The organism is Tepidimonas fonticaldi (assembly GCF_001675355.1).
Lineage (GTDB): Bacteria > Pseudomonadota > Gammaproteobacteria > Burkholderiales > Burkholderiaceae_C > Tepidimonas > Tepidimonas fonticaldi.
In genome coordinates, this window is record NZ_LZDH01000056.1 from 261,102 (window position 1) to 277,655 (window position 16,554).

The window sequence follows — 16,554 nt, forward strand, 5'->3', positions numbered from 1 at the left end:
GTGGGGAAAGCATGCCCGTTGACTGAGGCGGGTCGCCATACGCTGGATGGCGCATGGCACGAAAGCTGCACCCGGAGCAGGCGTGAAGCCCGAAGCCGTCGAACATGCCGTTCCTGTCCAGCGCATCGTCAAGGTGCGGAGGGATTACAACAGCTGGGTGGCCAGCGAGACGCTGGAAGACTACGCCCTGCGCTTCACCCCGCAGCGGTTTCGCAAATGGTCGGAGTGGCGGGTGGCCAACACGGCGTTTGGCGTGGCCTCGTTTCTCATCCTGGAGGCGGTGGGGGCCACGTTGCTGGTGCAGTATGGGTTTCTGAACGCCTTTTGGGCCATCGTGGTCACCGGGTTGATCATTTTCTTGGCGGGATTGCCCATCAGTGTCTACGCCGCCCGCTATGGCGTGGACATGGACCTGCTGACGCGCGGTGCCGGGTTCGGTTACATCGGGTCCACCATCACCTCGCTCATCTATGCGTCGTTTACCTTCATCTTTTTCGCGCTCGAAGCCGCGGTGATGGCCTATGCGCTGGAGTTGGCGCTGGGTATACCGCCCGCTTGGGGCTACCTGATCTGCGCCCTGGTGGTGATTCCGCTGGTCACGCACGGGGTGTCGGTCATCAGCCGCTTTCAGGTCTGGACGCAGCCCCTGTGGCTGGTGATGATGGTCGTGCCGTTCGTCGCCGTGGCGTGGCTGGACCCGGAGGCGTTTTCCGCGGTGGCGCACTATGCTGGGGCGGATGGCGAAGGCGGTGCATTTCAGTGGCACTTGTTTGGGGCGGCGCTGACGGTGGGGGTGGCACTGATCACCCAGATGGGGGAGCAGGCCGACTATTTGCGCTTCATGCCTCCGCCCACCCAGCGCACCCGGGGGCGCTGGTGGCTGGGCGTGGTGGCCGGCGGCCCCGGCTGGGTGGTGATTGGCGTGCTGAAAATGCTGGGCGGTGTGTTGCTGGCCCATCTGGTGCTCAGCCACGGTGGGGGCGCCGAACGTGCGGTGGACCCGAACCAGATGTACCTGGCCGCTTACGAATACCTGTTGCCCCACGGCTGGGCCGTGGCGGCCACGGCGCTGTTCGTGGTGGTGTCGCAGCTCAAGATCAACGTCACCAATGCTTACGCAGGCTCCTTGGCGTGGAGCAATTTTTTCTCCCGGCTGACCCACCATCACCCAGGCCGGGTGGTGTGGGTGGTGTTCAACACGGCCATCGCCTTCATGCTCATGGAGATGAACGTGTTCGAGGCCCTGGGCGATGTGCTGGGCCTGTATGCCAACATCGCCATCGCGTGGATCATGGCGGTGGTGGCCGATCTCGTCATCAACAAGCCTTTGGGCTGGTCGCCGCGTGGCATCGAGTTCAAGCGGGCGTATCTGTACGACGTCAACCCCGTGGGGGTGGGGGCCATGACGCTGGCGTCGGCGCTGGGCATGGCCGCGCATTTGGGCCTGATGGGGCCGATGGCACAGGCGTTCTCGGCGGTGGTGGCCATGGTGACGGCATTTTTGACCGCGCCCTTGATTGCCTGGGCCACCCGCGGCCGCTACTACCTGGCCCGCCAGCCCGAGCCCGCCAATCGCGATCACTCCGACGTCGGGCTCGATGGCCGCTACGTGGCCCTGGCACCGCTCAAGCATTGTGTGGTCTGCGAGTCGGCTTACGAAGCGCCGGACATGGCGCACTGTCCAGCTTATCAGGGCGACATTTGCTCGCTGTGCTGCACGCTCGACGCCCGCTGTGCCGACGCGTGCAAACCCCATGCACGCCTCTCGCGTCAGTGGGAGCAGGTGCTGCACCGTTTGTTACCGCCACGCTGGTGGCCTCGGGTCGATGCCGGTTTGGGGCATTTTCTGCTGCTGATGCTGGTGATCGCGCCGGTGCTGGCGGCGGTGCTGGCCGTGCTGTACCGCCACGAGTGGCACCGGCTGCTGTCGGCCGAGGCCTTGCCGGCGGGGGAGGAAGCACTGGCGGCCTTGCAGGCCGGATTCATCAAGGTGTATGCGGCTTTGCTGATGGTGGCGGCAGTGGTGGCCTGGTGGCTGGTGCTGGCGCACAAGAGCCGCGAGGTGGCGCAGGAGGAATCCAACCGGCAAACCCGGCTGCTGATGGAGGAGATCGAATCCCACCGCCGCACCGACGCCGCCCTGCAGCAGGCCAAGCAGGCCGCCGAGCGGGCCCGTGAACAGGCCGACCAGGCCAGCCAGGCCAAGACGCGCTATGTCAGCACCATCAGCCACGAGCTGCGCACCCCGCTCAACAGCATTCTGGGCTATGCCCAGCTCCTGCAGCAGGATGCTGCGCTGCCGCCCCATCGCGCCCATGCGGTACAGGTCATCCTGCGCAGTGGCGAGCATCTGCTGTCGCTGATCGAAGGCACGCTCGATATTGCCCGTATCGAGGCGGGCCGCCTGACCCTCGACGTCAGGCCGCTGGACCTCAAGGCCCTGTTGCAGGATGTGGCCGGCATGTTCGAGCTGCAGGCCAAGGCCAAAGGGCTGTCGTTTGCTTTCGAGTCGCCTGCTCGCTGGCCTCAGGCCGTGCGGGCCGACGACCGGCGGCTGCGTCAGATCCTCATCAACCTGTTGGGCAATGCGGTCAAGTTCACGGTGCGTGGTGGCGTGACCTTGCGGGTGCGGTATGTGCGCGAGATGGCGGTGTTCGAGGTCTGCGATACCGGGCCTGGCATGACTGCGGCCGAGCGGGAGCGGGTGTTCGAGCCGTTTGCCCGGGGATTGGCCGCGGCTCAGCCGGGCGCCCATGGCGCCGGGCTGGGATTGACCATCGCCCGGATGCTGGCCGACCTCATGGGGGGCGAAATGACCGTTGACAGCACACCGGGGCGCGGCAGTGTGTTCCGGCTGCGTCTGTTTCTGCCGGAATGGCACGGCGAGGCGCTCGCGATGGCCGATGCCCGCCCGCTGCAGGTGGACGGCTACGCCGGGCCGCGGCGTTGCCTGCTGGTCGTGGACAACGAGGAAGACGACCGGCAATTGCTGCAACGCTGGCTGGCCCCATTGGGCTTCGAGGTGCACTTGGCTGCCTGTGGCGAACAAGCCCTGGCCCTGCTGGAGGCCGGGCTGCGCCCCGATGCGGTGTTCATGGACCTGGCCATGCCCGGCATGGACGGCTGGCAGGCGCTGGCGCGTATCCGTTCCCTGGCGCAAGGGCAGGGCTGGCCGGCCCCGGCATGGGCCATTGTGTCCGCCAATGCCTTTGACAAAGGGCTGGACAACCCGATTGGCCTGCGTGCCGAGGACTTTTTCGTCAAGCCCGTGCGGCGCGACGACTTGCTGCGCTGGCTGGCCCGTCGGCTCGAATTGACGTGGCTGCCGTCTGCCGCGGCGCCCACCGCGGCCCAGAGCGTCAATATGCCTTCGTCCGACGAAGCGTGCTGGGCGGATTTGCGTGCGTTGTCGGCGACCGATTTGCGCGGCTTGATCGCATCTGCCCGGCTGGGCCACTACCGGGGCCTCGTGCGTTGCCTCGACGAGCTGTGTCCCGGACCCGCAGGTGATCGCTTGCGTGTGTGGGCACGTGAATTCCGGTTTGAACAGATTGAACAGGTCTTGCAGGAGGCGCTTGGTGCGTTGGAACCCTCACGAGATTGAAGACGTTCCCCCGGTGGTCCTGATCGTGGACGATGCGCCGGAAAACTTGGCCGTTTTGCACGACACGCTGGACGAAACCGGGCACACGGTTCTGGTGGCCCTGGATGGCGAAGCCGCCCTCGCCCGTGCGCGGCAGGCCCAGCCCGATGTGGTGCTGCTCGATGCCATCATGCCCGGCATGGATGGCTTCGAGGTGGCCAGACGCCTGAAGGCCGATCCGCAGACGGCGCACATTCCCATTATCTTCATGACCGGGTTGACCGAGACCGAGCACCTGCTGCAGGCGCTGGACGCGGGCGGGGTGGACTACGTGACCAAGCCGGTCAAACCCCAAGAGGTGATCGCCCGCATGGGGGTGCATTTGCGCACGGCGCGGCAGGTGCGTCGTGGGGAGTTGGAGCAAGAGCAGGCGCGCAACGCTCTGGATGCCTTTGGCTATGCCACCATGACGGTGCGGGAACGCGATGGCCGCTTGATGTGGCAGACCCCGCTGGCCCGGGAGCTTTTGTGGCGCTATTGCGGCACCCAGGCGCCCGAGACGCCCGAGCCCGTGCTGCAATGGTTGCGTCGCCACGTGCCCGATGTCCGGCAGGGCGCTACTGCCCCCGTGGAGCCGCCCCGCCTGACCTTGAGCCACGGCCCGCGGCGGTTGACGTTTCGCTTGCACCGTGCCGTGGGCGATCCGGCCGACGCCGCCCCCAACGGGGAGGGCGGCGAGTGGCTGATCGTGATGCAGGAAACCTCGGACGCCAGCGCCCTACAGGGGCTGATGCAAACCTTTGGCCTGACGGCGCGCGAGGCCGAAGTGCTGTACTGGGTGGCCAAAGGCAAGACCAATCGTGACATTGGCGACATCCTGGGCGCGAGTCCGGCGACGGTGAAAAAGCACCTGGAGCGCATCCATGCCAAGCTCGGCGTGGAAACCCGAACCGCTGCCGCAGCCATGGCCTTGCAGCGTGTGCCCTCCCTGAGCGAGCGTGCGGCAGGCTGACATGCCGGAGGCTCATACGCCACCCGGCGTACAGACAGTCATCAGGGCAAACCCTAGCATCAAACCGTCCGTGATGCGCTGGTCCAACCGGTGGTGTCGCGGTCGGATTGCTCGTTTGACCTTGACCGTCTTGACCTCGACTGGAGCCCTGCCATGATGAAACGTCGTTCCACCCTCAAAGCCCTTTCGGCCGCAGCGGCCGTCGGCACCCTGGGCAGTCTGGCCGCTTGGCCCGCCCGCGCCAACACGCCCATCAAAGTGGGGGTGTTGCACAGCCTGTCGGGCACCATGGCGATTTCCGAAACCGTGCTGAAGGACACGGTGCTGATGGCGGTCGAAGAAATCAACGCCAAGGGCGGCGTGCTGGGGCGCAAGCTCGAAGCCGTGGTGGTGGACCCCGCCTCCAACTGGCCGCTGTTTGCCGAGCGCGCCCGCCAGTTGCTGACCAAAGACAAAGTGGCCGCGGTTTTCGGCTGCTGGACGTCGGTCAGCCGCAAATCGGTGCTGCCGGTGTTCGAAGAGCTCAACGGTCTGCTGTTCTATCCGGTGCAGTACGAGGGCGAAGAAATGAGCCCCAACGTGTTCTACACCGGTGCGGCTCCCAACCAGCAGGCGATTCCGGCGGTGGAATACCTGATGAGCGCCGACGGGGGTTCGGCCAAGCGTTTCGTGCTGCTCGGCACCGACTACGTCTACCCGCGCACGACCAACAAGATCTTGCGCGCGTTCCTGAAGTCCAAGGGCATCCCCGACAGCGACATCATGGAGGAATACACGCCCTTCGGCCACAGCGACTACCAGTCCATCATCGCCCGCATCAAGCAGTTCTCGTCGCAGGGCAAGAAAACGGCCGTGGTCTCCACCATCAACGGCGACTCCAACGTGCCCTTCTACCGGGAGCTGGGCAACCAAGGCCTCAAGGCCACTGACGTGCCAGTGGTGGCCTTCAGCGTGGGCGAGGAAGAACTGCGCGGCGTAGATACCCGCCCGCTGGTCGGTCATCTGGCGGCGTGGAACTACTTCATGAGCCTGAAAAACCCGGTCAACGACGAGTTCACCAAGAAGTGGGCCGCGTACGCCAAGGCCAAAAACATCCCTGGCCACAAGGATCGGCCGCTGACCAATGACCCCATGGAGGCCACCTACATCGGCATTCATATGTGGAAGCAGGCCGTGGAAAAGGCGAAGTCCACCGATGTGGACAAGGTGCGTGTGGCGATGCGCGGTCAGACCTTCAAGGCACCGAACGGATTCGAGGCCAAGATGGACGAGAAGAATCACCACCTGCACAAGCCGGTGTTCATCGGCGAGGTGCGCGCCGACGGCCAGTTCAACGTCGTCTGGAAGACCAAAGGCCCGGTGCGTGCGCAGCCCTGGAGTCCCTTCATCGAAGGCAACGACAAGAAGCCCGACACCCCGCAAAAGTCCGCCTGAGCAGGAGTGTCACGATGCGTTTGCGTCGCGTGTGGGCGGCGGGCCGCCGGTTGTGGGTGTTGTGGCTGGGCCTGATGTGGGTATGGGCGGGCGCCGCGCGAGCGCTCACGCCGCAGGAGGCACTCACCCTGGCCGAGGGCGAGACCGCCGATCGCATCGCAGTCATGGGCCGGCTGGCCACGTCCGGCGACCCGCAGGCCGAGGCCCTGATTCGGGCCATGGCCCGCGAGGCGGTGATGGTGCGTGGCGAGCAGGTGCTCATTGTGGAGGGGGAGACCGCCATCGACGCGGTGACGGGCGCCCCCGCCTCGGCCGAGGGTGCCACCAGCGCGATGGTCAACAACCGCCTGCGGGGGGCGTTGGAGCGCGCGCTGGCGGGCTTGGATCTGCTGGGTGATGACGCAAGGCGGCAGCGCGAGGCAGCGCTGCGCTTGCGGGACAGCCTGATCGCCCAGCCGGACGCGTCGGTCATGCCCTGGATCGAGAACGCGTTGGCTTCCCAAAATGTTTCGCGTCTGGATGGTCGGGCCCGGCGTGCCGTGGAGGAGGCCCGCGCCGCTTTGTGGTTGGAGGGCGGCGATGCCGCGCAACGCGTGACGGCTGTTCAGACCCTGGCGCATGTGGGGCAGGACAGCGTGCGGGCCAGGCTGGCGCAGCGCCAGGAACAGGAGTCCGACCCCGCCGTCAAGGCCGCGCTGGCGCAAGCGCTGGCTCAGGTGGACCGGGCTTTGATTCGCGCCCAGGTCGTTGGGCAGTTGTTCACGGGGGTGAGCCTGGGCTCCATCCTGCTGCTGGCGGCCCTGGGTCTGGCCATCACCTATGGGTTGATGGGTGTGATCAACATGGCCCACGGCGAGCTGATCATGATTGGCGCCTACGCCACTTACGTGGTGCAGGGGCTCTTCAGGCAGTACTTGCCGGGCGCATTCGAGTGGTATTTGCTCGCGGCCCTGCCTGTGGCGTTTTTGGCTGCGGCGCTGGTGGGCGCGGTGATGGAGCGGGGCGTCATTCGATGGCTCTACGGCCGTCCGCTGGAGACGTTGCTGGCGACCTGGGGGCTCAGTCTCATTCTCATGCAAGGGGTGCGCAGTGTGTTTGGCGCTCAAAACGTGGCGGTGGAAAGCCCCGGCTGGATGAGCGGAGGTGTGGTGGTGATGGGGGATCTCACACTGCCCTGGAACCGGATTGTGATCATCGGCTTCGCGTTGGCGGTGTTGGTGGCCGTAGCGCTGCTCATCGGTCGAACGCGGCTGGGCCTGTTCGTGCGTGGCGTGACGCAAAACCGGCCGATCGCGGCTTGCATGGGGGTCAACACGGCGCGTGTCGACACCTACGCCTTTGCGCTGGGGTCTGGCATCGCGGGCCTGGCGGGCGTGGCGCTGAGTCAGGTCGGCAACGTGGGGCCGGATTTGGGACAAAGCTACATCATCGACAGCTTCATGGTGGTGGTGCTCGGCGGCGTCGGGCAACTCGCAGGCACCGTGTATGCCGCGCTGGGGCTGGGGTTGCTCAACAAGTTCATCGAAGGCTGGGCCGGTGCGGTATTGGCCAAGATCGCGGTGCTGGTGTTCATCATCGTGTTCATCCAGAAACGGCCGCAGGGCATCTTCGCCCTCAAAGGGCGGCAGGCTTGAGTTGTCCTTGGAATACACGGAATCCACCCATGACTGCAACGACGACCACAACACCGATCGTCCTCTGGCCCGCCAAGGGACCGCTGCTGACGCGCTCTGGTTGGGGGGCGGTCATTGCGGCGCTGCTAGGGGTTTGTGCGCTGGCCCCGGTGCTCAATCTGTGGGTGCCGGTTGACAGCCCCTGGCATTTGAGCGACTACATGATCGGTTTGTTGGGCAAGATCATGTGTTACGCCATTTGCGCCCTGGCCATGGATTTGATCTGGGGCTACACCGGCATTCTGAGCCTGGGGCACGGTCTGTTCTTTGCGCTCGGCGGCTATGTGATGGGCATGTACCTGATGCGACAGATCGGCACCGACGGTGTGTATGGCAGCGAGCTGCCCGACTTCATGGTGTTTTTGGACTGGAAGGCGCTGCCCTGGCACTGGGCGCTGAGCGACAGTTTCGCCGCCACGCTGTTGCTGATCGTGCTGGTGCCGGGGGGGCTGGCGTTTGCGTTTGGTTACTTTGCCTTCAGGTCACGCATCAAAGGGGTGTACTTTTCCATCATCACCCAGGCGCTGACCTTTGCGGCCATGCTGCTGTTCTTCCGTAACGAAACCGGCTTGGGCGGCAACAATGGCTTTACCGATTTCAAACGCATTCTGGGCGTGCCCCTGGCTACCCCCGAAACGCGCATGGTGTTGTTCGTCATCACCGGGCTGACCCTGCTGGTCTTTTATCTGTGGGCAAGCTGGCTGGTGCGCTCCAAATTCGGCCGGGTGCTGCAAGCGATTCGTGATGCCGAAAGCCGAGTCATGTTCTGCGGCTACGACCCCTTGCCCTACAAACTGACCATCTGGGTGATTTCGGCGGTGATGTGCGCTGTGGCTGGGGCGTTGTACGTCCCGCAGGTGGGCATCATCAACCCCAGCGAGATGAGTCCTGCCAACAGCATCGAGATCGCCATTTGGACCGCTGTGGGCGGGCGGGCCAGCCTGATCGGACCGATCATTGGCGCGTTCGTCGTCAACGGTGCCAAAAGCGTGCTGACGGTGCACTTCCCGGAGTACTGGCTGTATTTTCTGGGCGGCTTGTTCATTGCGGTGACGCTGTTCATGCCGCAGGGGTTGGTCGGGGTGGCACGGACGGTGCTGCAGCGCATGCGTGGCCAGGCGGGAGGCGTCGCATGACCCCGGACCTCATGGAAGCGGGCGCGCAGCGCCTGGCACGCGCGCACGGTATACCCGCCACCGGTCAGACCGAGGCGGGTGGCCGCAGTGCCCCATTCGCCCGTCCCGTAAAGACCGGCGAAGTGGACACGACCCACGGCCGTATTTTGTACCTGGAGGACGTGCACGTCAGTTTCGATGGTTTCAAGGCCATCAACGGACTGAACCTCGACATCGCCCCAGGCGAGCTGCGCTGCATCATCGGCCCCAACGGCGCGGGCAAGACCACGATGATGGACATCATCACTGGCAAGACGCGGCCCGACCGCGGCACCGTGTTCTTTGGCTCGACCATCGATTTGCTGCACTACAGCGAGCCCGAAATAGCCGCGCTGGGTATCGGTCGCAAGTTCCAAAAACCCACCGTGTTCGAGGAGCTGAGCGTCTTCGAGAACTTGGAGTTGGCGCTGGCTGCCGACAAACGCGTGTGGTCCAGCCTGCGCTTCTCTCTCACAGGCGAGCAAAAAGACCGTTTGGCGGAGGTGCTGCACACCATCCACCTGAGCGACGCATTGACGCGCCGTGCCGGCGATCTGAGCCACGGCCAGAAGCAATGGCTGGAAATCGGCATGCTGCTGATGCAGGAGCCCAAGCTTCTGTTGCTGGATGAGCCTGTTGCGGGGATGACCGACGAGGAAACCGAGCGCACCGCCGAACTGTTCCTGCGCCTCAAGGGCCGGCACAGCCTCATGGTGGTGGAGCACGACATGCACTTCATTCGCGCCATCAGTGAAAAGGTGACGGTGCTGTGTGACGGCTCCGTGCTGGCCGAAGGCACGCTCGACCAGGTGCAGGCCGATGAGCGGGTGATCGAGGTTTATCTGGGAAGATGAGGATGTTGCAAATCGACCGGATCCACCAGTACTACGGCGGCTCGCACATCCTGCGTGGGGTCAGTCTGCAGGCCCGAGCGGGCGAGATTACCGTGGTCCTGGGCCGCAACGGCGTGGGCAAAACCACGCTGCTCAAGGCCTTGATGGGCCTGGTGCCGGTGCGCAGCGGCCAGATCCTGCTGGACGGCGTGGCGATCACCCAGGCCAGCCCGTACGAGCGCGCCCGCGCCGGTATTGGCTATGTGCCGCAGGGGCGGGAAATCTTCGCCCGCCTGACCGTGCACGAGAACCTGCTCATGGGCCAGGCCACGAAGAAGGCCGGAACCCCGTTGGCCCCACAACTCTTCGAGTTGTTTCCGGTGCTCGAGCAAATGTTGAATCGCCGTGGGGGCGACCTCTCCGGCGGGCAGCAGCAGCAATTGGCCATCGCCCGCGCCTTGGCGTCAAGCCCCCGACTTCTGGTGCTCGACGAGCCGACCGAAGGCATTCAGCCCAACATCATCAAAGACATCGGCCGAGTGCTCAAAAAGCTGGCCCGCGAGGGGCTCGATGGCCAACCCATGGCCGTATTGCTGGTTGAGCAATATTACGACTTCGCCGAAGAACTGGCCGACCAGTATCTGGTGATGGAGCGCGGCGAGGTGGTGGCCAGCGGGCCAGGCGCCGAGATGCAAGCCCGCGGTATCCGCCAACTCGTGGCGATCTGAAGATCGCCTCAAACCCGCCAAATCCGCACCGGCTGCCCCGGCAGGCCCCACGCCGCCTGCCGCAGCGCCGACCAGCCTTGCTGCACCAGGGCCATCACCGGCTCGACCAGCGGGCCCAGCACCCGCAGCACCAGCACATGGTCGTTGGGGCAGGTGGCGCCGGCCGGCAGTGGGTTGAGCCCGTCGGGCAGGACGGCGCGCACCGCATCCAGCAGGCGCTCCCGCCGCTCGCGGCTCCATGGCGTGCCGCTGGCCAGCACCAGCGTGCCCAGGCAGCGGTGGCCGCCCAGCCCCACCGGGCTGTCGAGCAGGCGCGCATCCGCGGCGTCCAACCGGCCTTGCTCCAGCCAATGGCCCTCGATGCACAGGCGCTGGTGCAGGCAGCCGCGGTCGAAGGGCTGGCCGGAGCCCGGCAGCCCCAGCGCCGTCACGTCCCAGGCCAGCCATTCGGACCCTGCCGCCAGTTGCACGTCCAGCGCATTGCGGGCCTGGCAGCCGGGGTAGGCGATGGTCTCCAGCGGCACCCATTCCAGCCGTGCGCCGGGCTCCAGCCGAATGTGCACCCGCTGGGTGGCCGGCTCGCCATCGGAGCGGTAAAAACGCGTCGCCCCTGGCGTGGAGACAAGGCCATGCGTGCCCGCGTCCGCCTGCACCGCCACGTGCAGCGTGTCGCCTTCCACCAGCCCGCCGGGGGGGTGGACGATCACGTTGTGGCAGATGCCCGGGCCTTCCGGATACAGACTGTGGAACAGGCGCAGCGGACCGTGGTGGCGGTGGTGGGCCACCGTGGTGTCGCCTCGCCGCTGGTAGTGCAGATGCAGGTGGGCGTCCCAGGGCATGGTGCGGCGGGCGTGCGGGGCGGCACGCGGCTCAGGCGGCCTGACTGCCGCGGTGGGCCCAGCCGGTGGTGTTTTTTTCGATCAGGCTGAACAGCTCGTACATCGCCATGGCCATGATGCCCACCACCAGCAGCCCAGAGAAGGCCAGCCCCATCTGCATCGACGAGCCGGCCGAGATCAGCAGGTAGCCGATGCCCTCGTTGGCCGCCGTCATCTCGGACACCGTGGTGCCCACGAAGGCCAGCGTGATGGCGACCTTGAGCGAACCAAAAAAATACGGCAGCGATCGTGGCAGCCCCACCTTGGTCAGCACGTCCCAGCGCCGGGCGCCGAGCACGCGCAGCACGTCCTCCAGCTCCGGCTCCAGCGTGGCCAGCCCGGTGGCGATGTTGACCATGATGGGGAAGAAGCTGATCAAAAAAGCCGTCAGGATCGCCGGCCCCACGCCGATGCCAAACCACACCACCAGAATCGGCACGAAGGCCGCCTTCGGCAGGGCGTTGAATGCCGTCATCAGCGGATAGAGGGCCGCGTAGGCCAGGCGCGAGGAGCCCATCAGAAAGCCGAGCAGCACACCGACCACGATGGCGATGCCAAAGCCCGCCATGGTCACCCAGAACGTGCGCCAGGCGTGGCCCAGAATCACCGTGTGGTGTTCGACCGTCTGCTCCCAGATGCGCGAGGGGCTCGGAAAAATGAACTCCGACACGCCAAAGCCGCGCGTGATCGCCTCCCACAGGGCGATCAGTACGACCAGCAATATCAGGGGCGAGAGCCGTTCCAGGGTTTTGCGGGACATGGCGGTTACTGCTGCAGGGGGGCGCCGGTCTTGCGCATGGCACCGATGTGGCCGCGCAGCTCGTGCACGATGTCGGTGAACTCGGGTGTGTAGGTGACCTCCAGATCGCGCGTGCGCGGGATCGGGATGTCGCGCCGCACGACGAAGCGCCCGGGGCTTTTGCTCATGCAGTACACCGTGTCGGCCAGAAAGACGGATTCGCGCAGGTCGTGCGTGACGAGGATGACGTTGAAGCGCTGCGCTTCCCACAGATCGCGCAGGGTGCACCACAGCTCCTCGCGGGTGAAGGCGTCCAGCGCCCCGAACGGCTCGTCGAGCAGCAGCATTTTGGGCTCGTGGATGAGCGCGCGGCAGATGCTGGCGCGCTGCTGCATGCCGCCCGACAGCTCCCAGGGGAACTTGCGCTCGTAGCCCGCCAGGCCCACGGAGGCGAGCAATCGCTTTGCGCGCTCCTCGAACTCGCGCCGCCGGTCCTTGAACTGGCTGCGAAACGGCTCCACGATCTCCAGCGGCAGCAGCACGTTGTCCAGCGTGGTGCGCCAGGGCAGCAGCGAGGGCGCCTGAAACGCCATGCCAGAGATCTTCAGCGGCCCGTCCACGGGCTGCCCGTCGACGCGGATGGTGCCGCGCGAAGGGCGCTTGAGACCCGTGGTCAGCTTCATGAACGTGGACTTGCCGCAGCCCGATGGCCCGACGATGGCGATGAACTCGCCGCGGCGCACCTGCAGGTGTATGTCCTCGACGGCAAACTGCCCCTTGTCCAGCAGAGTCTGGTTGTAGGCCAGCCACACGCCGTCGAATTCGACGAAGGGGGCGTCTGGTTGCGGGGTGGCGTGCGGGGCCATCGCGCGATCACCGCTTGGGCAGCACGTTCAGCATCGCGGCGTCGGGCAGGAACGAGCCGTCCCACACCTTGCTCACGTCCACACGGGTCTTGGTCTGGTAAGCGTCGGAAATCTGGCTGGCCATGAGCGCCAGACGGCCGGCGTTGACACGGCCAAAGCCCTCCGCGCGGGCATCGGGGCTGGCGACGACCGAATCGATCGCCAGGCGCAGGCGGCGCAGCTCCAGATCGGTGTTGATGATGCCGTCGCGCTCCTTGACCGCCTGGATGCCCTGCGCCGGATTGGCCATCACTTCGCCCGCCCCTTTGGCAAACGCCGCCAGGAAGGCGCGCACGGCGTTGGGGTTCTCGCGCAGCAGCCGCGGATGGGCGATGATGGCATTGCCATACAGCTTGACGCCGTACTGGGCGTAGGGCATGACCACGATCTCGTCGGTCTTGACGCCGCGCGCTTCCAGGTTGAGCAGCGAGGTGAACGAAAACCCCGTGATGGCGTCGATGTCGCCGCGCACCAGCATGGTTTCGCGCAGGGGCGGGTCCATCGACGTCCAGGTCACGGGCCCCACGCCGTTGGCCTTTTCGAAGATGGGCCAGGCCTTGCGGCCGGCATCGAAGACGGGCGCCCCCAGCTTCTTGCCGCTCAGATCCTTGGGCGCGCGGATGCCGGACTTCTTGAGCGCCAGCACCGCCGCCGGGGTGTTGTTGTAGACCATCATGACGGCCACAGGCTTGTTGGGCGCGTCGGGGTTGTTGGCGTGGAACTCCATCAGCGCGGCCATGTCCGCCAGACCCATGTCGTAGGTGCCCGAGGCGACGCGGGTTACGGTGCCGGCCGAGCCATTGCCGGCGTCGATGCTCACATCCAGCCCGGCATCGCGGAAGTAACCCTTGCTGGCCGGGTGCAAAAACAGGGCCGCCGGACCTTCAAAGCGCCAGTCGAGCTGAAACTTGACCGGCTTGTTCTGGGCGTGGGCGGTGCTGGCGGTGGCGGCGGCGATGGCCAGGGCAGCGGTCGTCTTCAGAAAGTGGCGCTTGTGCATGGTGACTCCGGAAGCGGTGGAGGCGGGAGCGTGCCGGCGGCAGTGGCGCGCCAGCACGCGCACAACGCTGCAAAAACGGTGCCAGCCCCAAGCCCGCCGGAGCCCTCATTTTTGAACACATTGTTGTATACAGAATCCGGGCAAACCCGAGGATGCCGCCCCACGGAGCGGCATCCTGCGCCATGTTGGTGCGGCGTACGAGCGAGCCTGCCGCGCGTCAGCCCCGCACCCGCGCCGCTGCGACGGCCGTCATGTTCAGCACGCGGCGCACGGTGGCCGCCGGCGTCAGCACATAGGCCGTGCCGTTGACGCCCATCAGGATCGGCCCCACCGTCACGCCGCCGCTGGTAGTGGTCTTCATGACGTTGTAGAGGATGTTGGCCGCGTCCAGGTTGGGGCAGACCAGCAGGTTGGCGCTGCCCGAGAGCGTCGAGTCGGACAGGAAGCGCCCGCGAATCTCCGGCTCCAGCGCGGCGTCGCCGTGCAGCTCGCCGTCGCATTCGATCTCGGGGTGCGCGGCGACGAACAGATCGCGCGCGGCGCGCATCTTGCGCGCGCTGGCGCGCTTGGACGAGCCGAAAGTGGAGTGCGACAGGAACGCCACCTTGGGCACGATGCCAAAGCGCTGCACCTCCTGCGTGGCCATCCAGGCGATTTCGGCCAGTTGTTCGGCGCTGGGGTCCTCGTTGACGTAGGTGTCGGTGATGAAGATCGGCCCGCGGTCGGTGTTGACCGCATTGAGCGCGGCGTAGAGCGAAGCCCCGGGGCGCCGCCCCAGGATGGCGTCGATGCGCTCCAGATGCGTCGTGTACGTGCCCACCAGCCCGCAGATGAGGGCGTCTGCATCGCCCAGGTGCACCATCAGCGAGCCGATGATGGTGTTGGAGCGGCGCACCGCGGCCTTGGCCACCTCCGGCGTGGCGCCGTTGCGCTTCATCAACTGGTGGTAGGCCTCCCAGTACTGGCGGAAGCGCGGGTCGTCCTCGGGGTTGACGTTTTCCACATCGACGCCCAGGCGCAGGTGCAGTCCCGCTTTGCGGATGCGCGCCTCGATGACCGCGGGGCGGCCGATCAGGATCGGCTGGGCGATGCCTTCCTCCAGCGCGAGCTGGGCTGCGCGCAGGGCGCGTTCGTCCTCGCCGTCCGCATAGGCCACGCGGGCCTTGGGCGCCACGGCCTTGGCGGCGTTGAAGACCGGCTTCATCAGGATGCCGGTCTGGTAGACGAAGCGCTGCAGGCTGTCGCGGTAGGCCTCGATGTCGGCGATCGGGCGCGCAGCGACGCCCGATTCCGCCGCCGCCTGCGCCACCGCCGGGGCGATGCGCAGGATCAGCCGGGTGTCGAACGGCTTGGGGATGAGGTAGTCCGGCCCGAACTGCAACTCCTGCCCGGTGTAGGCGGCGGCCACCTCGTCGCTGATCTCGGCCTTGGCCAGGGCCGCGATCTCGTGCACGCAGGCCAGCTTCATCGCTTCGGTGATGCGGGTGGCGCCGCAGTCCAGCGCGCCGCGGAAGATGTACGGAAAGCACAGGACGTTGTTGACCTGGTTGGGGTAGTCACTGCGCCCGGTGGCGATGATGCAGTCGGGCCGCGCCGCCTTGGCCACCTCCGGGCGGATCTCCGGCTCGGGGTTGGCCAGCGCCAGGATGACCGGCCGCTCGGCCATGGTCTGCACCATCTCGGCCGTCAGCACCCCGGGTGCCGAACAGCCCAGGAACACGTCGGCCCCGCGCACCGCATCGGCCAGCGTGCGCGCCGCCGTCGTGCGGCAGTAGCGGCGCTTGGATTCGTCCAGCCGGCCGGCCAGCGCGTCCTCGCGCTGGTCGTGGATCACGCCCTTGGAGTCGCACACCAGCATGTGCTCGGGCCGCGCCCCCAGCGCGACGAACAGATCCAGCACCGCGATCGCGGCCGCCCCCGCGCCGCTGACGGCGATGCGCACGTCGCCGATGGCCTTGCCCACCAGCTCCAGCGCATTGATCAGCGCCGCCGCCGAGATGATCGCCGTGCCGTGCTGGTCGTCGTGGAACACGGGGATCTTCATGCGCTCGCGCAACTGGCGCTCGATGTAGAAGCACTCCGGCGCCTTGATGTCCTCCAGATTTACGCCGCCGAGCGTCGGCTCCAGCGCGGCGATGATCTCGACCAGCTTGTCCGGGTCCTTCTCGGCCAGTTCGATGTCGAACACATCGATGCCGGCAAACTTTTTGAACAGGCAGCCCTTGCCCTCCATCACCGGCTTGCCGGCCAGCGGGCCGATGTCGCCCAGGCCCAGCACGGCCGTGCCGTTGGTCACCACGCCGACCAGGTTGCCGCGGCTGGTGTAGTCGGCGGCCTTGTTGGGGTCGGCCGCGATCTCCAGACACGGATAGGCCACGCCGGGGGAGTAGGCCAGGCTCAGGTCGCGCTGGTTGGACAGCGCCTTGGTCGGCGTGACGGAGACTTTGCCCCGGGTCGGGGTGCGGTGGTATTCGAGCGCGGCGTCGCGCAGGGCTTGTTCGGCGGGCGTCATGGTGGCGTGATGCGCAAGGGACGAAAAAAGGTGTGGCGCCACCCGCCGGGGCACCCCCGGTCGTGCGGCGTGACGCGCCAAGTGTAACGAGCACACGTTCGGG

Annotated in this window: 12 protein-coding genes; 7 read left to right on the plus strand and 5 right to left on the minus strand. The window is 66.3% G+C overall.

Translation table 11 applies throughout. The features are described 5' to 3' along the window. Positions 1-46: 46 nt before the first annotated feature. The 7 genes from A9O67_RS07010 to urtE all read left to right on the plus strand — a co-directional run bounded on the left by A9O67_RS07010 (position 47) and on the right by urtE (position 10,417). Positions 47-3,604, plus strand: coding sequence for an ATP-binding protein (locus A9O67_RS07010; protein ID WP_082955433.1), 3,558 nt, complete (start codon positions 47-49; stop codon positions 3,602-3,604). Between the two features lie 13 nt (positions 3,605-3,617). After that, entirely contained in the window at positions 3,618-4,595 is a 978-nt protein-coding gene (locus A9O67_RS07015) for a response regulator transcription factor (RefSeq protein WP_231960254.1), read from the plus strand. Between the two features lie 156 nt (positions 4,596-4,751). Beyond that, positions 4,752-6,029 (plus strand): urea ABC transporter substrate-binding protein, encoded by a 1,278-nt coding sequence (gene urtA, locus A9O67_RS07020; RefSeq protein WP_068609826.1) that lies wholly within the window; start codon positions 4,752-4,754, stop codon positions 6,027-6,029. Between the two features lie 14 nt (positions 6,030-6,043). Then, a complete protein-coding gene (gene urtB / locus A9O67_RS07025; protein WP_082955435.1) occupies positions 6,044-7,663 on the plus strand; it encodes an urea ABC transporter permease subunit UrtB in 1,620 nt (539 codons plus the stop codon). 29 nt (positions 7,664-7,692) lie between these two features. Continuing rightward, a complete protein-coding gene (gene urtC, locus A9O67_RS07030) occupies positions 7,693-8,838 on the plus strand; it encodes an urea ABC transporter permease subunit UrtC (protein ID WP_068608778.1) in 1,146 nt (381 codons plus the stop codon). Further along, complete coding sequence (gene urtD / locus A9O67_RS07035) at positions 8,835-9,710, plus strand: urea ABC transporter ATP-binding protein UrtD (RefSeq protein WP_068608780.1); 876 nt, start codon at positions 8,835-8,837, stop codon at positions 9,708-9,710. The genes urtC and urtD overlap by 4 nt, the downstream gene beginning before the upstream one ends. A 2-nt stretch (positions 9,711-9,712) precedes the next feature. Then, positions 9,713-10,417 (plus strand): urea ABC transporter ATP-binding subunit UrtE, encoded by a 705-nt coding sequence (urtE, locus tag A9O67_RS07040; RefSeq protein WP_068608783.1) that lies wholly within the window; start codon positions 9,713-9,715, stop codon positions 10,415-10,417. A gap of 8 nt (positions 10,418-10,425) precedes the next feature. On the opposite strand, the gene A9O67_RS07045 is transcribed toward urtE, so the two are convergent. The 5 genes from A9O67_RS07045 to A9O67_RS07065 form a co-directional block, all read right to left on the minus strand. After that, positions 10,426-11,256, minus strand: a complete 831-nt coding sequence (locus tag A9O67_RS07045; protein ID WP_068608784.1) for an urease accessory protein UreD — start codon at positions 11,254-11,256, stop codon at positions 10,426-10,428. A gap of 31 nt (positions 11,257-11,287) precedes the next feature. Then, on the minus strand, positions 11,288-12,055 hold the full coding sequence (locus tag A9O67_RS07050) for an ABC transporter permease (RefSeq protein ID WP_068608786.1): 768 nt from the start codon (positions 12,053-12,055) through the stop codon (positions 11,288-11,290). A gap of 5 nt (positions 12,056-12,060) precedes the next feature. Beyond that, positions 12,061-12,900, minus strand: a complete 840-nt coding sequence (locus A9O67_RS07055) for an ABC transporter ATP-binding protein (protein ID WP_068608788.1) — start codon at positions 12,898-12,900, stop codon at positions 12,061-12,063. Between the two features lie 7 nt (positions 12,901-12,907). Next, the gene (locus A9O67_RS07060; protein ID WP_068608790.1) at positions 12,908-13,939 is read right to left on the minus strand and encodes an ABC transporter substrate-binding protein; all 1,032 of its coding nucleotides are present in this window, start codon (positions 13,937-13,939) and stop codon (positions 12,908-12,910) included. Between the two features lie 217 nt (positions 13,940-14,156). Continuing rightward, entirely contained in the window at positions 14,157-16,451 is a 2,295-nt protein-coding gene (locus A9O67_RS07065; RefSeq protein ID WP_068608791.1) for an NADP-dependent malic enzyme, read from the minus strand. Positions 16,452-16,554 lie beyond the last annotated feature (103 nt).